Source organism: Fulvivirga aurantia, from assembly GCF_009711475.1.
Classification (GTDB): Bacteria; Bacteroidota; Bacteroidia; order Cytophagales; family Cyclobacteriaceae; genus Fulvivirga; species Fulvivirga aurantia.
On the sequence record NZ_SMMD01000914.1, the window covers coordinates 1 to 17,184 of the forward strand.

Sequence of the window (17,184 nt, forward strand, 5' to 3'; positions counted from 1 at the left end):
CTTTCTCTACTGACTCAAGGGTTTCGTTTATATCAGCCTTAGTTTCCTTCCAGCCGTCTTCAGTTGACTCATCTAAGTTTTCCAGGTTTCTATCTAATTGCTCTTTTTCTTTTTTCAAAGTGGCAATCGCTTTGTTAAATGCCTGTTTTGATTCATCACTGAGCTCCTCTCCTTTTTCGTCTAACTCACGCTGATATTTGTCTATTCTTTTATCAATATCTTCCTGAGTTTTCTGCAAGTCGTTACGTAATTCTTCTCTTTCTTCTTCTATTTCAGTCTCTACAGCCTCATTATCACGAGTTTCTGAAGGATTACAGGCAACTATCAATGTCGCCATACTCAATATTGCTAATGTTGATTTAAATATTCTTTTCATAATAGTTTTTTGGTTGGTTTTGGATCATCATCATCGAATTATATGCCAAATTCATTTCTACCTGAATCATGTACTTAACTAGAATATTTAGTGAAAATAAAACCACATTATTGGGGATAATAATGAGCATTAAATTCCACTTTTTGCGCCCACAGGTAGTTGATTAAAATTACCTTGCTACCTTTGCAGCTTAAAATACAACAGTACACGCTTAGCCAGCATACGGAATCGTGAAAAATATGCTTAAAAAAGGCTATAAAGATCAATTTTATCTATGGCTTCATTGGTTTTAACTAATCCAAAAAATCCAAAACGTGAAACCTTAAAGTGTAATAATTGTTGTACATTTGCAGTGTAATTTGAAATGAGTCTAAATAACATTGAATGAGTAAAGACGATCAAATTTTAGAGGAGTTTACCTCCAAAGAATATGAACACGGTTGGAACATCGACATGGAGGCTGATCAGGCTCCAAAAGGCCTGAGTGAGGATATTGTACGCTTCATTTCGGCTAAAAAAGAGGAACCTGAGTGGCTACTTGACTGGCGATTAAAAGCTTATAAAAAGTGGACCCAGATGGAAGAACCTGATTGGGCAAATGTCAAGTTCCCGAAAATAAATTATCAGGACATCATCTACTACTCTGCACCAAAGCAAAAGGTAAAGCCTAAGAGTTTGGACGAAGTAGACCCTGAAATGCTCGAGACATTTAAAAAGTTGGGTATTTCGTTAGAGGAACAAAAAAGATTGACCGGAGTGGCAGTAGATGCTGTTTTCGACAGTGTATCTGTTGCAACTACATTTAAAGATAAACTTGCCGAATTAGGCATAATTTTCTGCTCTTTTAGTGAGGCTGTGCAAGACCACCCTGAGCTGGTAAAGAAATACATTGGGTCAGTAGTGCCGGTTAATGACAACTACTTTGCTGCACTTAATTCAGCAGTTTTCTCAGATGGATCATTCTGCTATATCCCTAAAGGAGTTAGATGCCCAATGGAGTTATCTACATACTTTAGAATTAATGCCGCTAATACGGGTCAGTTTGAAAGAACACTGATCGTAGCAGAGGAAGGATCATATGTTAGTTACCTTGAAGGTTGTACAGCACCTCAGAGAGATGAAAATCAACTTCATGCAGCTGTGGTAGAGATATATGCTCAAGCAGATGCTGAGGTTAAGTATTCTACTGTACAGAACTGGTATCCTGGAGATGAGAATGGTAAAGGTGGTATTTACAACTTCGTAACTAAAAGGGGCATTTGTGCCGGAGACAGATCAAAGATATCCTGGACACAGGTAGAGACCGGATCTGCAGTAACGTGGAAATATCCATCATGCATTCTTAAAGGAGATCACTCACAGGGAGAGTTTTACTCTGTAGCTGTAACTAACAAAATGCAGCAAGCGGATACTGGTACCAAGATGATTCACATCGGTAAGAACACAAAATCCAGAATTGTATCTAAAGGTGTATCAGCAGGTAAATCACAGAACAGTTACCGTGGACAAGTTAAAGTGATGAAGAGAGCTGAAAATGCGCGTAACTTCTCACAGTGCGACTCCTTATTAATGGGTAACCTATGTGGTGCACACACCTTCCCATATATAGATATCGAAAACAGCTCTGCTCAGGTAGAGCATGAAGCCACAACTTCGAAGATTGGAGAAGATCAAATATTCTACTGTACTCAAAGAGGTATAGACGAAGAAAGTGCTATCGCGCTAATCGTTAATGGATATTGTAAAGAAGTGCTTAATCAGCTGCCAATGGAATTTGCAGTTGAAGCACAGAAGCTCCTGGCCTTGACGCTGGAAGGTTCTGTGGGTTAATCACTTCCACCCTTTTCAATCAAAATTATCCTGACAAAGAATTTAGAATAACACAATGCTTAAGATAGAAGATTTACACGCATCAATAGAAGATAAAGAAATACTTAAAGGTATCAACCTGGAGGTAAAGCCTGGTGAGGTACATGCTATAATGGGACCAAACGGTTCTGGTAAAAGTACCTTGGCATCAGTTTTAGCTGGTCGCGAAGACTATGAAGTTACCAAAGGAAAGGTTACCTATAAAGAACAAGACTTACTCGACCTTGCTCCTGAAGAAAGAGCTCGCGAGGGTATATTCTTAGCTTTCCAATATCCTGTTGAAATACCTGGTGTAAGCACCACCAATTTTTTAAAAACAGCGATAAACCAAATTAGAGAGCACAGAGGCCTTGAGCCATTCGATGCAGTTTCTTTTCTTAAAGAAATGAAGGAGAAAATGAAATTGGTTGATATAGACCAATCTTTATTGAGTCGTGCGCTAAATGAAGGTTTCTCTGGTGGAGAGAAAAAGCGTAATGAAGTATTTCAGATGGCAATGCTAGAGCCAACTTTATCGATACTAGACGAAACCGATTCTGGTCTTGATATCGATGCGCTTAGAATTGTGGCTGATGGCGTAAATAAACTTAAAACTAAAGATAACGCAACGATTGTTGTTACTCACTATCAAAGGTTGCTAGAGTATATCGTACCTGATTATGTACACGTACTCTACAACGGCCGTATCGTGAAATCTGGCACAAAAGAGCTTGCTCTTGAGTTAGAAGAAAAAGGATACGACTGGATAAAAGAAAAAACAATCGCATAAATCTTAAAACAGCATAAGCTGAAGTAATGAGTTTACAAGAAAATTTAATTAAGAATTTTGAAGCTTTTGAAGCACAGCTCAACGGTCATGCTTCTCAACCAGAACATACCACCCGAAAAAATGCGCTTGAAGCATTTAAAACGCTGGGTTTTCCTGGGCCGAAAAATGAAGAATATAAGTATACAAATCTTCAAAAATCACTAGAGAAAGCTTTCGACTTTGGAAAAATAGGCGCAGAAGCATCTATCACTAAGGAACAGGCTTCTAAGTACTTTATCCCAAAGCTTGATACGCACAAAATAGTTTTCGTCAATGGTAAATTTGACGAAAAACTGTCTTCTATAGAAGGTTTAGAAGAGCAAGTGGTTATAAAGGATTTGTCTACAGCTTTTACAGAAGATTCAGAGAAGATAAACAAGCTGTTTAGCAAACAAGCTGATTATAAAAAAGATGCTTTTGTGGCGCTTAATACTGCTTACAGTCTCGATGGAAGCTTCATCCACGTACCCAAGAATACGGTTGTAAAGAAGCCTATTGCGCTGTATTTTGTAAATGATGCTTCTGAGGGACAGTCTTTTAACAACCCCAGGAATATCTTCCATATTGAAAGAAACAGTGAAGTAACTTTTCTTGAAGATTTCAATACCGAAGGTGCTCATGAGAGTTTGACCAATATTGTCTCTGAGATAATAGTTGAAGAAAATGCGGCTGTAGAGTATTACAAGCTTCAAAATAATAAAGATACTGCCTACCACGTAGGCACCACGCAGGTGCATCAGGAGCGATCAAGTCGCTTTAGTGCTTACACTTTTACGCTTAATGGAGCCATGATCAGAAACAACATGAATATTGTTGTGGATGGTGAGGGCTGTGAGTCTAACATGTACGGGCTGTATCTAATCAATGGCAATACTCATGTAGATAATCATACAGAGGTTGATCATATCAAACCTAATTGTGTAAGTAATGAGCTTTACAAAGGAATTTTGGACGATAGTTCGCATGGTGTATTCAATGGTAAAGTGTTTGTAAGACAAGAGGCACAAAAAACGAATGCCTTCCAGTCAAATAAAAACATACTATTATCAGATACTTCAGTGATGAACTCAAAGCCACAGTTGGAAATCTGGGCAGATGACGTAAAATGTTCGCACGGTTGTACGACAGGTCAGCTCGATGAAGATGGTATGTTTTACCTCAGAGCAAGAGGATTGAGTGTAGAGTCGGCCAGAGCTTTGATGTTGTATGCTTTTGCCGTTGATGTAGTATCAAGTATTAAACTAGAACCTCTCAAAGAGTTTTTACAAAACTTAATTTCTGAGAGACTTCAAAACGATTTTTAAATATGAGCGAGTTGAAAGAAGGTGTTAAAGGCTTGAATGTTGAAGCCATAAGAAAAATGTTTCCAGTGCTTCACCAAGAAGTAAATGGCAAACCTCTCGCCTACTTCGACAACGCTGCAACCACCCAAAAACCGGAAAGTGTTATCAAGGCACTTGACGAGTATTATCGAGGTTATAATGCCAATATCCATAGAGGCATACATACATTAGCTGAAAAAGCTACCAAAGCTTTTGAAGTAACACGCGAGAGTATTAGAGCTTTTTTAAACGCTGAAAGTCGTGAAGAAATAATATTTACGAAAGGTACTACAGAAAGTATCAACCTTGTGGCCGCTACGTATGGCCGACAGGAAGTTAAAAAAGGCGATGAAATCATCGTTTCTGAGCTAGAGCATCATTCTAATATTGTGCCGTGGCAGTTATTGGCAAAAGAAAAGGAGGCTACAATAAAGGTAATCCCTGTTTCTGAAGCCGGTGAACTTGATATCGATGCTTATAAAGAATTACTTTCTGATAAAACAAAGTTGGTTGCCGTAAACCATGCATCCAATAGTTTAGGTACAATAAACCCTATTGAAGAAATTATAAGAGAAGCGCATAAAGTTGGTGCTAAGGTATTGATTGATGGTGCACAGGCTTCGGCTCACCTTCCTATCGATGTACAGGCGCTGGATGCAGATTTCTATGCTATTTCGGCTCACAAATTTTACGGCCCTACCGGTACAGGTGCATTGTATGGTAAAAGAGAATTGCTTGAAAGTATGCCTCCTTACCAAGGTGGTGGTGAAATGATAAAAGATGTAAGTTTTGATGGCACCACTTACAATGACATACCTTATAAATTTGAGGCTGGCACTCCAAATATCGGAGATGTTATAGCTTTTAACGAGGCTATCAAATTTGTAAATGAAAACGGTAAAGATGCTATGGCTGCCTACGAGTCAGAGCTGTTGGCCTATGGCACAAAAAAGCTTGAAGCAATTGGCGGACTTAGAATTGTAGGTACAGCCAAGAATAAAGTGAGTGTAATTTCTTTTGTTATTGACGGTATTCATCCGTTTGACATCGGTCAGATGCTTGATGCCCGTGGTATTGCAGTGAGAACGGGGCACCATTGTACTCAACCGTTGATGGATCGCTTTGGTATTGAAGGAACTGTAAGAGCGTCATTTGCCGTTTACAACACGAAAGAAGAAATTGATAGAATGGTCGATGGAATCGATCGTATCGTAAAATTTATGAGTAAATAATATGCCTGAAAGCATAAAAGATATTCAAGAAAACATTGTTGAAGAGTTTGCCATTTTAGATGGCGATCAGGAAATGACCAATTTTTATATCATGGAGTTAGGTCAAAAACTTGACGACCTTGACGAGTCGCATAAGACTGAAGACAACATTGTAAAAGGGTGTCAATCTAAAGTATGGCTTACAGCCAATCTGGATGGTGATAGAGTAGTATTTCAAGCTGATAGCAATACTGCCATTACTAAAGGACTGGTAAGCTTACTAGTGAGAATTTTATCTGGACAAAAAGCTGATGATATTGTAAATGCCGATCTATTCTTTCCAGAAAGAATTGGCATGGATCGATTTATAGGCACCCAGAGGTCAAACGGCTTTGCAGCTATGATCAAGCAAATGAAGATGTATGCTTTTGCATTTAAAAGTAAAATTGAGGCTTAGTTATGAGTGAGGAAACAAAACAAAACGAAGCACAGCCAACACTTCGAGATAAAGTTGTAGAGGCTATAAAAACAGTATATGACCCTGAAATACCTGTTGATATATATGAGTTAGGCCTTATATATGAAATCAATGTATTTCCGGTTAATAACGTATATGTTTTAATGACATTGACATCGCCAAACTGCCCGGCTGCAGAAACTATTCCTGCCGAGGTAGAGATGGCTATTAAACAAATCGAGGAAGTAAGTGAGGTAAATGTTGAAATCACATTTGACCCACCATTTACTCAAGATATGATGTCTGAGGCCGCTAAATTGGAACTCGGATTTTTATAAGATTATTAATTTGACATTTGAAATATAAATAGATATGTATCCAGAAGAATTAGTAGCACCCATGAGAACTGACCTTACTTCGGTTGGTTTCACAGAATTAAAAACAGGAGAAGACGTAGCAAATCACTTTGCTGATCATAAAGGTACTACATTGGTAGTTGTAAATTCAGTATGTGGTTGTGCTGCTGGAGCAGCAAGACCTGGGGTTAAGTTTGCTGTAGAAAATAGCGCAGCTAAACCTGATCATCTTACCACTGTTTTTGCTGGTGTTGACAAAGAAGCAGTAGATAAAGTAAGAGAATTAACACTTCCTTACCCTCCTTCATCTCCATCAATTGCAATGTTCAAAAATGGTGAACTAGTGCATTTCGTAGAAAGACACCACATTGAAGGTAGAACTGCCGAAATGATCGGACAGCACTTAGTAGAAGTATTTAAGGAATACTGTTAATTTAAGCTAACTCATAAAAAAGGCCCTGATTGAGATTCAATCAGGGCCTTTTTATTTCCTCAGCGTAGTTCTGGTACAATTCTGTAACATGCGATGTTATCTACATTGAGAAATAACTTGCTCTTTTTAAGTAATGCATCTAATCTTGAAGATTTCATAGGTAAACTACTCACCGCTGTATCCAAGAGAAGATCGAGCTTCTCATCGTAAACACGAAGATAATTAATGTTGTTGTTCATTATTTTGAATTTTTGACCTAACAACAACTTATCAAACCATGTGCCTGCTTTTAAAAACGCCTTTTTGATGCTGTGAAGCGTGATTCGATGCACTCCTGGTTGAGCAAAGTGTACCTAATCGAACACCTGATATACGTTTTAGAACGGTGCTAAATAAATCGAATAGCCTTAGAAACTAAATCTGGCTTTAAATTCAGAAAGCTCTTCTTCAAACGATTTACCATTTTCAATCTTAAGCTGTGAATTTAGAGCTTCATTAGGCTTTACTATTAACTCTCTGAGTTTAAGATGCTGGTTGATGAAAATAAATTCTAAGTCTGGCATGAGTCCTTTCAAAACATCTACGATATCCAGCACTTGTAAGTCTCTATCTACCAAATTATACAGTCCAGGTTTAACCACACGATCCAGAATACTTGCCAACCCCCTGCTCACATGGTCTATATGAATAAATGACCTGTGCTGTTTACCATCGCCATGTATGGTAATACGGTTATTGAAGTTAGCCTCGAAAATGAATTTGTTAATCACGGCATCAAAGCGCATACTTTTACTGTAACCATACACATTTCCACACCTGAAAATATAAGTATCAATCTTATCAGACAGCCTACTTACATGCTCCTCACCACGTAATTTAGATATGCCATAAAATGTCTTGGGGTTAGGCTCTGTATTTTCGTCTGCTGAGGTATTAGCAGCCCCGTACACACCTGTACTACTGGTAAAAACAAACTGTTTTACATCACTGTCTTCTACAGCATAAATCAACTCAGCGGTACCCCAATGATTTACCTGTTCGTAAAAATGAGGATCTGTATTAGCAAAAGGTGTGGTCACTTTTGCAGCCAGATGATAAACCACATCAACACCTTTCAGATGTTTTTTAAGGTTTCTGGAATCCAGTAATTCCCCCTGTACAAATTTAACCCTGGCTCCATTGGGTAGCGGTGTACCTAGAAATACATTAAAATTAGACCGACTCAGGTTATCGTAGATAATGATTTCTTCTACATCACTGCGATGAGAAAGTTGGTTTACAAGTTCTGTACCTATATATCCGGCTCCACCAGTAATTAATACTTTCATTTCAATTATTAGATTTTCGTAGGGGGTTTATTTTTGCTCGACCAAATCGGTGTGTAATCCACATTCTGTTTTATTCATACCATACCATCTGGCTTCGCGCTCGATCATTTCAGGATCAACTTTGCGTGTACATGGTTCGCATCCAATGCTTAAGTAGCCATTAGACTCAAGCGGGTGCTTAGGCAGATTATACTGCTTTTGGTACTCATAGATCATTTTGGCTGTCCAATCAAGCATCGGGTGAAACCTTACCGTACCATGAGGAGCAGGCTGTTCGGTTTTCATTGCTTTTCGTGTTGCACTCTGGTCAGCACGCACTCCGTTTATCCAGACGTCATGTTTAGACAAAAGGGTATCTACAGGTTGAGTTTTATTTAAATAGCAGCAGTGGTCAGGATCACTTGTAAATAGTAATCTACCAAAAGCGTCTTTTTGCATAAATTTTGGGGTATCAGGCCTTAAATCAATTAGATTTTTAAGACCGAAAGAATCTGTAACACGGTCACGAAACTCTACCGTTTCAGGAAAATGATATCCGGTGTTTATGAATACCACAGGAATAGAAGGATCTATTCTGCTCAATATATGAAGTAACACCAAGCTATGTGACTGAAAAGAAGATGTTGTAAAAAGGCTTTTACCATCATTCTTATAATCTTCTATCTGTTTTTTTATCTCCTCGTACTGCATAACACTTTTACATTGCAATGATACAAAATAAACCAACGGATAGAACAGCTATAAGGCTACAAAACATGTGTAAATTGGCATTTAAGCGACAAAATCACCAAATAAATCTAGCCTTCTTATAACACATAATTTAAAGCATACATAATTGCAGTTTAAGAATATAATATTTTGACTGATGTCATATTTATACTATATTGTATAGTATCGGTTATTGTCTTCTTCATTTAACCTGTCTATTACCATGGCTCGATCGCTTACAGTATTGTTGCTCATCTTACTGTCATATGCCACATCTCAAGGGCAGGCAACCATATCACAATCTGGTCAATCGTTATATATCGCTGGTAATGGTAGCGGCATTGTATTTAGAGATACCCTCAATGGGGGTAAGCTTTTACCTATGGGAACCGCTGGCTTTGCAAGTAATATAGAAGATATTGCGGTTGACCCTGTAACTAATCGTGCATTTTGGTCTGCAGACAATTTTATATGGAGAGCAGATATTGTCACCACAACTTCCGGCCTCATATTTACTGATGTTATAGAGTTTGTTGATTTAGGTTCTGGTACTCCTGCAGCGATCGAAATTGACGCTATAAACAGAGACCTATATTGGATCGATTTGGCTAATAATCTAATTCAAAAGACAAGTATTGATCAAACTCCTGTGGTTATACAACCTGTTCTGGCAGACTCTTTTATAGAAGGCCTTGCGCTAGACCCAGCCAATGGAAAATTATACTACACCCGAGACATCACATCGTCAGAGGTAAGAAGAGCCAACCTGGATGGTTCTTCAGCCACTACCATCATTAGCGGATTCGATTTTTCATTTGCAGACTTTACTGAAGTAGCGGTAGACCAGATTAATGGCAAGTTGTACTTCAATGGAGATTTCTCAGGTGCCGGAGAAATTTGGATGGCAGACCTCGATGGAAGTTCTGCCAGTAGAGCTAGGGTTATAACTAATTTAGAAGACCCTCGCGGAATGGCGGTAGATGGCAGCCTTGGCCTATTATTCTATGCCGATTCAGGCCCAAGTGGTAATATCGGTCAGCTGGAATTAGATGGAAGCAATCCGGTCGTTTTACATACCGGCATAGACTTTCCGGTAAGTGTAGCGCTGGATTTAAGTGTTGGCACTCCTCCTAAAGTCTATTGGACGGAAGGTGAGGTTACTTTCAATCAAGGTGAAATACATAGAACAAATCTGGATGGAACGGATTTCGAGAGATATTACGATGGTTTTAACACCAGATTAAGTGGGATAGCACTTGATACTGAAAACAACCACGTATATTTTAGTGATGGTGCCAAAGCAGAAATCAAGCGAGCATCACTTGGTGAAACTGGCTTTGTAGGTGACAATTACGAACTCCTCCTTGATTTTAACCCTTCTCAGGATGATAGCCTCGAGCAAGTAGCCTGGGATCCGGTCAATAGACTATTATACTACACGTACTGGGGTGTAAACGAAATACAACGTATTGATCCAAATGACCCTTCTCCTATTTCTACTTTAACCACTATTGCCACAGTGACGCAACCGGTTGGCATTACAGTAGATCATACCAATAGCAAAATTTATTATACCGGAAACAACATCGATTTTAGCGGAAATCTTGCCACACTTTACAGAGCCAACCTGGATGGGACTAATGAAGAAAAATTGTTTGAAGTATCATCCGCAAGCCCTATCGAGATATTTTATGATGTCAAGGTTGATGCCATCAACAACAGAGTTTACTGGTCGGCAGGGCCTAAAGAATCGGCTGGTAAAATCTATTCAAACGACATCAATGAAACGCCTCCCTTCAGCAACCCGACATTTTTTAATATAACTGGTGAAGCTCGCGGAATAGATCTGGATTTAATCAATAATAAAATATATTGGGTATGTCGTGGAGCTCCCTCCATCACCCCTCCTGGAATCATGAGAGCAAATCTTGATGGCACAGATGTGGAAAAGGTCCATGCAATTAACATTTCTAATCCAAACCCTGCTTTTCTGGCGCTGGATTTGAGAGGCTTGTGTGGCAATGCGCCCACTGTGAGTGCTGGAAATGATCAGGCTGTTTGCCTGGGAGATAATGTGTCTGTTACAGGATCTGTATCTTCCGGTGGCACAAACCCAATGTGGAGTACATCCGGTGATGGCCAATTTGACAATCCCACAATGCTGAACACCAGCTATATGCCCGGGTCTAATGACGAGAGCAATGGTAGCGTAACCCTCACCCTGACAGCATTTGGAGGTGGCACTACCTGTCCTTCCAATCAATCGAGTTTGAGTGTCACTATTTCTTCTGACCCCGCAGCCTTAGACTACGACCGCAATGTATCCGCAGGTCAAGCTTTTCAAATTGATGTACAGGCAGAAAATGAAAGTTCTAATAATGAATCTCTTGCTGTAGCAATAGTTACAAACCCAACACAGGGCACAGCAAGTTTGGCTCAAGGTGTATTGACTTACACTGCTAACGCAGGCACATCAGGCAGTGACCTGATAGCGTATGAAATACGGGGAGCATGTGGCTCCGACCAAGGCATTATTGATATTCAAATCGTCAACCAGCCACCTGTAGTCAATACGGTTGCTCAATCAATTCAAAGAGGAGCTATTCTAACCTTTGATTGGTGCGAGCTGATAGATGACCCTGATAATGAGGACAGTGAACTAACCGTGACTGTAGTAAGCATTTCTTCCGGTGCATCCACCAGTATAAATAACTGTGAAGTAGAGGTAGACTACAGTAATGTGAACTTTTCAGGCAATGACGCCATCACGCTACGCGCTTGCGACCCTTCAAATGAGTGTGATGAAAACAGTATTAGTATCGTAGTATCTGACGTAGGCGGACAATTGCTCATTTTTAATGCTGTATCTCCAAATGGAGATGGTTTAAATGACTTTTGGGAAATTCAAAACCTCACCTCTCCCAATGCTATAGAAATTTATAATCGATGGGGTGACAATGTAAAAACACTAGTGAATTATAACGGTGAGGTCGCAAACAATCAGCTAGATGATTTGCCCACCGCCACCTACTTCTATAAAATAAAAAGCCCAGAGGGTAGTTTTGAGGGTTATTTGGTCATTAAAGAATAAGGTTATGAAACAGGTTCTATTCTCTATTTCGCTCTTTTTCATAGTTTCTTCAGCTTACGGCCAGCAAGACCCTTTGTATGCTCAGTATATAAATAACCCGATGGTTATCAACCCTGGATATACAGGGATCAACAATGTACTGAATGCATCTCTAAGCTATCGCACACAATGGACCGGGCTTGATGGAGCTCCAAATACAGCAGCTTTTTCAGCGCACTCCTCTTTTTTTGATAATCTTCTAGGCCTTGGTTTAGTAATCGTGAGGGACAAAGTCGGATCAACCACGAATACACAAATCAGTGCCACAAGTGCCTATAAGATAGATTTCGGAGAGGCTAAGCTTTCTTTTGGTATGCAGGCCGGCATTTTTTCTCTTGAAGAAAGCAATTCTGAATTAACCATTAAAGACAACAATGACCCTGTTTTTGGTGGTGATGAGACTTTTTCTAAATTTAATATCGGGGCCGGAATAGTACTTAAAAGTCCTAAATACTATTTGGGATTGTCAGTGCCGCGCCTGGTCAACAGTAAAGAAGACTTTGGTATGATCGAATCACAATTATATCAGCGCCATTTTTATTTCGGAGCGGGTTATCTCATCAACCTGAATACAGACTTAGCTCTGAAACCAACTGCCCTGTTTAAAGGAGTCGCAGATGCACCAGTGTCTGTAGATCTAAATGGTAGCGTTATACTGCGTGACAAGTATACCATTGGAGCACTTACCCGTAATTTTGAAACCTTCGGACTACTGGCCCAAATCAACTTTGACCACAATATCAGGATAGGTTATGTGGGAGAAATACCTACCAATAAATCTGTAGGCACAGAGTTTACTTCTCATGAAATATCTATAACGCTTGATCTTGAAGTGTTTGACTTCCATTTCCTCGATGAAAGACACTTTTAAGCACAATTACCTTTCGTTAATTACGGACATCTGGTTAAATGATATAACTTTGAACGAGTCGAAACATACTGTTTAATTTTTATTAAAAAATATTAAACAAATTTTTAGTTTTGGTCGAACATAAGCAAACAAATCATTGTTGTACCATCAATTATGAAAGTAGCCGTTTTTAGAAAAGAGCATTTTAATGCTGCTCATCGATTATACAACCCAGAATGGAACGATGAAAAGAATAAAGCAGTTTTTGGAAAGTGTAGTAACCCAAATTTTCATGGACACAATTACGATTTGATCGTAAGACTAATAGGTGAAGTGGATAAAACCACTGGTTATGTGTATGACATGAAAAAACTAAGTGATCTGATTAAAGAAAAGGTGACTTCTCAGTTTGATCACAAAAATTTAAACCTCGATGTAGCTCATTTTAAAGAGCTCAACCCAACTGCAGAAAATATTGCAATAGTTATTTATAACCTGCTTAGACCTGAAATTGAAGAAAGCATCGATTTAAAAGTTAAACTTTATGAAACAGAAAGAAATTATGTTGAATACCCAGCCTCATAGAGAAGAAGACGATTTTTCAGAGGATCATGTAGGTACTTCATACAACACGCCTTTACGTGACGATGCTTTTGATATGAGTGATGATGAAAAGGTTGCTAAAATCGAAGAGCATTTTGAGTCTATCATGAACATTTTGGGCCTCGACCTTAATGATGATTCTTTGAGAGGGACTCCACACCGTGTGGCTAAAATGTATGTAAAAGAGGTATTTAGTGGGCTTAACCCTGCCAACAAGCCTCAGGCACGACTTTTTGACAATAAATATAAGTACGACCAGATGTTGGTAGAAAAAGACATTACTTTCTACTCTCATTGTGAGCATCATTTTGTGCCTATTTATGGTAAAGCACATGTAGGGTATATTAGCAGCGGTAAGGTCATTGGGTTATCTAAAATCAATCGTATCGTTCAATATTTTGCGAAAAGGCCTCAGGTACAGGAGCGCTTGACTGTGCAAATTGCCAATGAGCTTAAAAAGATTCTAAAAACAGACGACATTGCAGTCGTGGTAGATGCCACACATATGTGCGTGGCTTCAAGAGGTGTTGGCGATACCAATAGCAAAACCGGTACAGCATTTTTTGATGGGAAGTTTAACGATGCTCAGATCAAAAACGAATTTCTTAATTATATAAACGCTAAGTAAAGAGCATTTTTTATATCTTTCAGGCTGATTAAGAGCATTTTAGTATATGAGCCTTAAAGATGACATAAAACAGAAGGAGTTTAAAACTGAGAGTCAGAAGGCCTTAATTAATGTGATTTACACCTATAATCACATTATTGGGCAAATGAACTCCTTCTTTAAGGAAAATGACATCACCCGCCAGCAGTATAACGTCCTACGCATCTTAAGAGGACAGAGTCCGCAGCCTGCAACCATCAACCTTATTAAAGAGAGAATGCTCGACAAAATGTCTGACGCTTCAAGAATTGTCAAACGTCTCGAAGCCAAGGAACTTGTAGCAAAAATTACCTCAAAAACAGATAAGCGATTAACACAAATTAAAATTTCAGAACAAGGACTCGAGCTCTTGGCAAGTACAGACGAAAAAGCCCGTGGTTTTGAGCATATTTTTGACAATCTCACTACAGAGGAAACAACTACCCTTAATCTTCTGTTGGATAAGTTAAGAGGGTCGAAATAAGTGAGTCGAAGATAGCCTTATACGCTTATTTAATACGATTATAAATTATATGCGGGGCAATTTCGTACTCCCAAATAAATATTTTAATTCGTACCTTTGCAACTCTTTTTATCACATAAACCAAAGCAACAATATGGCATTTGATATTGATATGATCAAGGCGGTATATGCTACGATGAGCGAACGCATCGAAGCTGCCAGAAAAGTAACTAATAAACCACTTACACTTTCAGAAAAAATTCTTTATTCTCATCTACATGAGGATCAGCAACTTGAGGCTTTTGAAAGGGCTAAATCTTATGTGAATTTTGCTCCGGACAGAGTAGCTATGCAGGATGCAACAGCTCAAATGGCCTTATTACAGTTTATGCAAGCTGGTAAAAAGAAAGTAGCTGTACCTTCTACCGTGCACTGCGATCACCTTATTTTGGCTAAAGAAGGAGCTAAAGAAGATTTAAAAAGCTCAATCACGGCAAGTGGTGAGGTGTTTAACTTTCTCGAGTCGGTATCAAACAAATATGGAATAGGTTTCTGGAAACCGGGTGCAGGTATTATTCACCAGGTAGTGCTTGAAAACTATGCTTTCCCAGGTGGTATGATGATCGGTACAGACTCTCATACTGTAAATGCTGGTGGTTTAGGCATGGTTGCTATCGGTGTTGGTGGAGCAGATGCTGTGGACGTGATGGCCGGTATGCCTTGGGAGCTTAAAATGCCTAAAATGATTGGTGTAAAGCTTACTGGCAAATTAAATGGCTGGACTGCACCAAAAGATGTAATCCTTAAAGTAGCTGGTATCTTAACCGTAAAAGGTGGTACAGGCGCTATCGTTGAATATTTTGGCGAAGGTGCTAAATCGATGTCTTGTACTGGTAAAGGCACAATCTGTAACATGGGTGCCGAAATAGGTGCTACCACTTCTACTTTTGGTTACGATGATAGCATGGAGAGATACTTACGTGCTACAGGAAGAGCCGAAGTTGCTGATGAAGCAAATAAAATAAGAGAACACCTTACTGGTGACGATGAAGTATATGCAAACCCTGAGAAATATTTTGATCAGGTAATCGAAATCAACCTTTCTGAGCTTGAGCCTCACATCAATGGTCCTTTTACTCCGGATCGAGCGACTCCTGTATCAAAAATGAGAGAAGAAGCTGAGAAAAACGGCTGGCCATTAGATGTTGAGTGGGGACTGATCGGATCTTGTACTAACTCATCTTACGAAGACTTAACGAGAGCAGTATCTATCGCTCAACAAGCTGTAGATAAGAAAATAAAAGCTAAATCAGATTTCGGTATCAACCCTGGCTCTGAGCAAATACGATTTACTGTGGATAGAGATGGTATTTTGCAGGTATTTGAAGATCTAGGCGCTAGAATATTTACTAATGCTTGCGGACCGTGTATTGGTCAGTGGGATCGTGCCGGTGCCAGCAAAAAAGAAAAGAATACTATCATTCACTCTTTTAACAGAAACTTCTCAAAAAGAGCTGATGGCAACCCTAACACCCATGCGTTTGTGACTTCTCCTGAGATGGTTGCTGCTATCGCAATTAGCGGTGACTTAGGTTTTAACCCAATGAAAGATACATTGACCAATGCTGATGGTGAGCAAGTTTCACTTGACCCACCTAGTGGTTTTGAGTTACCTGAAAAAGGCTTTGATGTGGAAGATAATGGGTATCAGGAACCAGCTGCAGATGGAAGCAATGTAGAAGTGAAAGTAGCTCCTGATTCTAAAAGATTGCAGTTACTCACTCCATTTAAGCCTTGGGATGGTGAAAACATCACCGGTATGAAGCTTTTAATTAAAGCTAAGGGCAAATGTACTACTGACCACATATCTATGGCAGGTCCATGGTTAAGGTTCAGAGGTCACCTGGATAATATCGCAGACAATACTTTAACAGGTGCTGTAAACTTCTTTAATGATGCTACAGACTCTGTTAAAAGTCAGCTTACTGGCGAATATGGTACGGTACCGGCAACTCAGCGTGAGTACAAGGCGAAGGGAATTCCTACAATAGTAGTAGGTGACCATAACTACGGTGAAGGTTCTTCAAGAGAGCACGCAGCTATGCAGCCTCGTCACTTAGGCGTAAAAGTTGTTTTAGTGAAATCATTTGCTAGAATACACGAGACTAACCTTAAAAAACAAGGTATGCTCGGACTTACTTTTGCTAATGAAGAAGATTATAATAAGATCTTAGAAGACGATACTATCGACTTCTTAGATTTAGATAAATTCGCTCCAGACAGACAATTAACTTTATTAGTTAAACATGCTGATGGATCTGAAGATACAATCAAAACAAACCACACGTACAATGAAGTACAAATTGGTTGGTTTAATGCAGGATCTGCTTTGAATTTGATTGCAGCTAAAGAAAAGGCAGAATAAAAAGAAGCCTTGCACAATTATTACAAAAGCCGCTCAATGAGCGGCTTTTTTTATGGGCTTCGTTATTTTAAGTACTTATGTGTTGATAGATTCCATCACCTTAAGTGATGGAATCTATAGCTAATTACACGGGCAGGTAGTATGACTGACTAGGTGTAAAAATGAGGAGTCGTCAGACCACTCAAAGTGGTCAGACGAC

17 protein-coding genes are annotated in these 17,184 nt (G+C 39.2%); 13 read left to right on the forward strand and 4 right to left on the reverse strand.

Going from position 1 to position 17,184, the window contains the following annotated elements:
* A partial coding sequence (locus E1176_RS16555; protein WP_222933167.1) for a hypothetical protein occupies nucleotides 1–376 on the reverse strand: 376 nt, incomplete at its 3' end.
* 384 nt (nucleotides 377–760) lie between these two features.
* Here E1176_RS16555 and sufB point away from each other — a divergent pair.
* The 7 genes from sufB to E1176_RS16590 are packed head-to-tail and all read left to right on the forward strand — an operon-like array spanning nucleotide 761 to nucleotide 6,832.
* A complete protein-coding gene (gene sufB / locus E1176_RS16560; protein ID WP_155212079.1) occupies nucleotides 761–2,206 on the forward strand; it encodes a Fe-S cluster assembly protein SufB in 1,446 nt (481 codons plus the stop codon).
* Between the two features lie 55 nt (nucleotides 2,207–2,261).
* Nucleotides 2,262–3,014, forward strand: a complete 753-nt coding sequence (gene sufC / locus E1176_RS16565; RefSeq protein ID WP_155212081.1) for a Fe-S cluster assembly ATPase SufC — start codon at nucleotides 2,262–2,264, stop codon at nucleotides 3,012–3,014.
* Between the two features lie 26 nt (nucleotides 3,015–3,040).
* Nucleotides 3,041–4,357 (forward strand): Fe-S cluster assembly protein SufD, encoded by a 1,317-nt coding sequence (gene sufD, locus E1176_RS16570; RefSeq protein WP_155212083.1) that lies wholly within the window; start codon nucleotides 3,041–3,043, stop codon nucleotides 4,355–4,357.
* Nucleotides 4,358–4,359: 2 nt separating this feature from the next.
* Nucleotides 4,360–5,607 carry a SufS family cysteine desulfurase gene (locus E1176_RS16575; RefSeq protein ID WP_155212085.1) on the forward strand — a complete coding sequence of 416 codons (1,248 nt, stop codon included), beginning with the start codon at nucleotides 4,360–4,362 and terminating at the stop codon, nucleotides 5,605–5,607.
* Nucleotide 5,608: 1 nt separating this feature from the next.
* Complete coding sequence (locus E1176_RS16580; protein ID WP_155212087.1) at nucleotides 5,609–6,043, forward strand: SufE family protein; 435 nt, start codon at nucleotides 5,609–5,611, stop codon at nucleotides 6,041–6,043.
* Nucleotides 6,044–6,045: 2 nt separating this feature from the next.
* Nucleotides 6,046–6,381, forward strand: a complete 336-nt coding sequence (locus tag E1176_RS16585) for an SUF system Fe-S cluster assembly protein (protein WP_155212089.1) — start codon at nucleotides 6,046–6,048, stop codon at nucleotides 6,379–6,381.
* A gap of 34 nt (nucleotides 6,382–6,415) precedes the next feature.
* On the forward strand, nucleotides 6,416–6,832 hold the full coding sequence (locus E1176_RS16590; RefSeq protein ID WP_155212091.1) for a BrxA/BrxB family bacilliredoxin: 417 nt from the start codon (nucleotides 6,416–6,418) through the stop codon (nucleotides 6,830–6,832).
* Between the two features lie 59 nt (nucleotides 6,833–6,891).
* Here E1176_RS16590 and E1176_RS16595 read toward each other — a convergent pair whose 3' ends face one another.
* From E1176_RS16595 to E1176_RS16605, 3 genes are all read right to left on the reverse strand, one after another.
* Nucleotides 6,892–7,071 carry a hypothetical protein gene (locus E1176_RS16595; protein ID WP_155212093.1) on the reverse strand — a complete coding sequence of 60 codons (180 nt, stop codon included), beginning with the start codon at nucleotides 7,069–7,071 and terminating at the stop codon, nucleotides 6,892–6,894.
* A gap of 168 nt (nucleotides 7,072–7,239) precedes the next feature.
* On the reverse strand, nucleotides 7,240–8,160 hold the full coding sequence (locus E1176_RS16600; RefSeq protein WP_155212095.1) for an NAD-dependent epimerase/dehydratase family protein: 921 nt from the start codon (nucleotides 8,158–8,160) through the stop codon (nucleotides 7,240–7,242).
* 27 nt (nucleotides 8,161–8,187) lie between these two features.
* Nucleotides 8,188–8,850: a phosphoadenylyl-sulfate reductase gene (locus E1176_RS16605; RefSeq protein WP_155212097.1), complete on the reverse strand. Its 663-nt coding sequence runs from the start codon at nucleotides 8,848–8,850 to the stop codon at nucleotides 8,188–8,190.
* Between the two features lie 241 nt (nucleotides 8,851–9,091).
* Between E1176_RS16605 and E1176_RS16610 the strand changes: the two genes are divergently transcribed.
* From E1176_RS16610 to E1176_RS16635, 6 genes are all read left to right on the forward strand, one after another.
* Nucleotides 9,092–11,959 (forward strand): T9SS type B sorting domain-containing protein, encoded by a 2,868-nt coding sequence (locus E1176_RS16610; RefSeq protein ID WP_155212099.1) that lies wholly within the window; start codon nucleotides 9,092–9,094, stop codon nucleotides 11,957–11,959.
* A 4-nt stretch (nucleotides 11,960–11,963) separates the two neighbouring features.
* Nucleotides 11,964–12,869 carry a PorP/SprF family type IX secretion system membrane protein gene (locus tag E1176_RS16615; RefSeq protein WP_155212101.1) on the forward strand — a complete coding sequence of 302 codons (906 nt, stop codon included), beginning with the start codon at nucleotides 11,964–11,966 and terminating at the stop codon, nucleotides 12,867–12,869.
* Between the two features lie 153 nt (nucleotides 12,870–13,022).
* Nucleotides 13,023–13,433 carry a 6-pyruvoyl trahydropterin synthase family protein gene (locus E1176_RS16620; protein ID WP_155212103.1) on the forward strand — a complete coding sequence of 137 codons (411 nt, stop codon included), beginning with the start codon at nucleotides 13,023–13,025 and terminating at the stop codon, nucleotides 13,431–13,433.
* Complete coding sequence (folE, locus tag E1176_RS16625; RefSeq protein ID WP_155212105.1) at nucleotides 13,393–14,079, forward strand: GTP cyclohydrolase I FolE; 687 nt, start codon at nucleotides 13,393–13,395, stop codon at nucleotides 14,077–14,079. Before E1176_RS16620 ends, folE begins: the two co-directional genes overlap by 41 nt.
* A 46-nt stretch (nucleotides 14,080–14,125) precedes the next feature.
* The gene (locus E1176_RS16630; RefSeq protein WP_155212107.1) at nucleotides 14,126–14,581 is read left to right on the forward strand and encodes a MarR family winged helix-turn-helix transcriptional regulator; all 456 of its coding nucleotides are present in this window, start codon (nucleotides 14,126–14,128) and stop codon (nucleotides 14,579–14,581) included.
* Between the two features lie 133 nt (nucleotides 14,582–14,714).
* The gene (locus E1176_RS16635; RefSeq protein ID WP_155212108.1) at nucleotides 14,715–16,985 is read left to right on the forward strand and encodes an aconitate hydratase; all 2,271 of its coding nucleotides are present in this window, start codon (nucleotides 14,715–14,717) and stop codon (nucleotides 16,983–16,985) included.
* The last annotated feature ends 199 nt before the right edge of the window (nucleotides 16,986–17,184 follow it).

Excerpts from the sequence above, each read along its gene's own strand:
- E1176_RS16615 (WP_155212101.1), top strand. The coding sequence starts at position 11,964 with ATGAAACAGGTTCTATTCTCTATTTCGCTCTTTTTCATAGTTTCTTCA.
- folE (WP_155212105.1), top strand. The coding sequence starts at position 13,393 with ATGAAACAGAAAGAAATTATGTTGAATACCCAGCCTCATAGAGAAGAA.
- E1176_RS16600 (WP_155212095.1), bottom strand. The coding sequence starts at position 8,160 with ATGAAAGTATTAATTACTGGTGGAGCCGGATATATAGGTACAGAACTT.
- E1176_RS16610 (WP_155212099.1), top strand. The coding sequence starts at position 9,092 with ATGGCTCGATCGCTTACAGTATTGTTGCTCATCTTACTGTCATATGCC.
- E1176_RS16580 (WP_155212087.1), top strand. The coding sequence starts at position 5,609 with ATGCCTGAAAGCATAAAAGATATTCAAGAAAACATTGTTGAAGAGTTT.
- sufD (WP_155212083.1), top strand. The coding sequence starts at position 3,041 with ATGAGTTTACAAGAAAATTTAATTAAGAATTTTGAAGCTTTTGAAGCA.
- E1176_RS16635 (WP_155212108.1), top strand. The coding sequence starts at position 14,715 with ATGGCATTTGATATTGATATGATCAAGGCGGTATATGCTACGATGAGC.
- E1176_RS16575 (WP_155212085.1), top strand. The coding sequence starts at position 4,360 with ATGAGCGAGTTGAAAGAAGGTGTTAAAGGCTTGAATGTTGAAGCCATA.
- sufB (WP_155212079.1), top strand. The coding sequence starts at position 761 with ATGAGTAAAGACGATCAAATTTTAGAGGAGTTTACCTCCAAAGAATAT.
- sufC (WP_155212081.1), top strand. The coding sequence starts at position 2,262 with ATGCTTAAGATAGAAGATTTACACGCATCAATAGAAGATAAAGAAATA.
- E1176_RS16620 (WP_155212103.1), top strand. The coding sequence starts at position 13,023 with ATGAAAGTAGCCGTTTTTAGAAAAGAGCATTTTAATGCTGCTCATCGA.
- E1176_RS16590 (WP_155212091.1), top strand. The coding sequence starts at position 6,416 with ATGTATCCAGAAGAATTAGTAGCACCCATGAGAACTGACCTTACTTCG.
- E1176_RS16595 (WP_155212093.1), bottom strand. The coding sequence starts at position 7,071 with ATGAACAACAACATTAATTATCTTCGTGTTTACGATGAGAAGCTCGAT.
- E1176_RS16630 (WP_155212107.1), top strand. The coding sequence starts at position 14,126 with ATGAGCCTTAAAGATGACATAAAACAGAAGGAGTTTAAAACTGAGAGT.
- E1176_RS16585 (WP_155212089.1), top strand. The coding sequence starts at position 6,046 with ATGAGTGAGGAAACAAAACAAAACGAAGCACAGCCAACACTTCGAGAT.
- E1176_RS16605 (WP_155212097.1), bottom strand. The coding sequence starts at position 8,850 with ATGCAGTACGAGGAGATAAAAAAACAGATAGAAGATTATAAGAATGAT.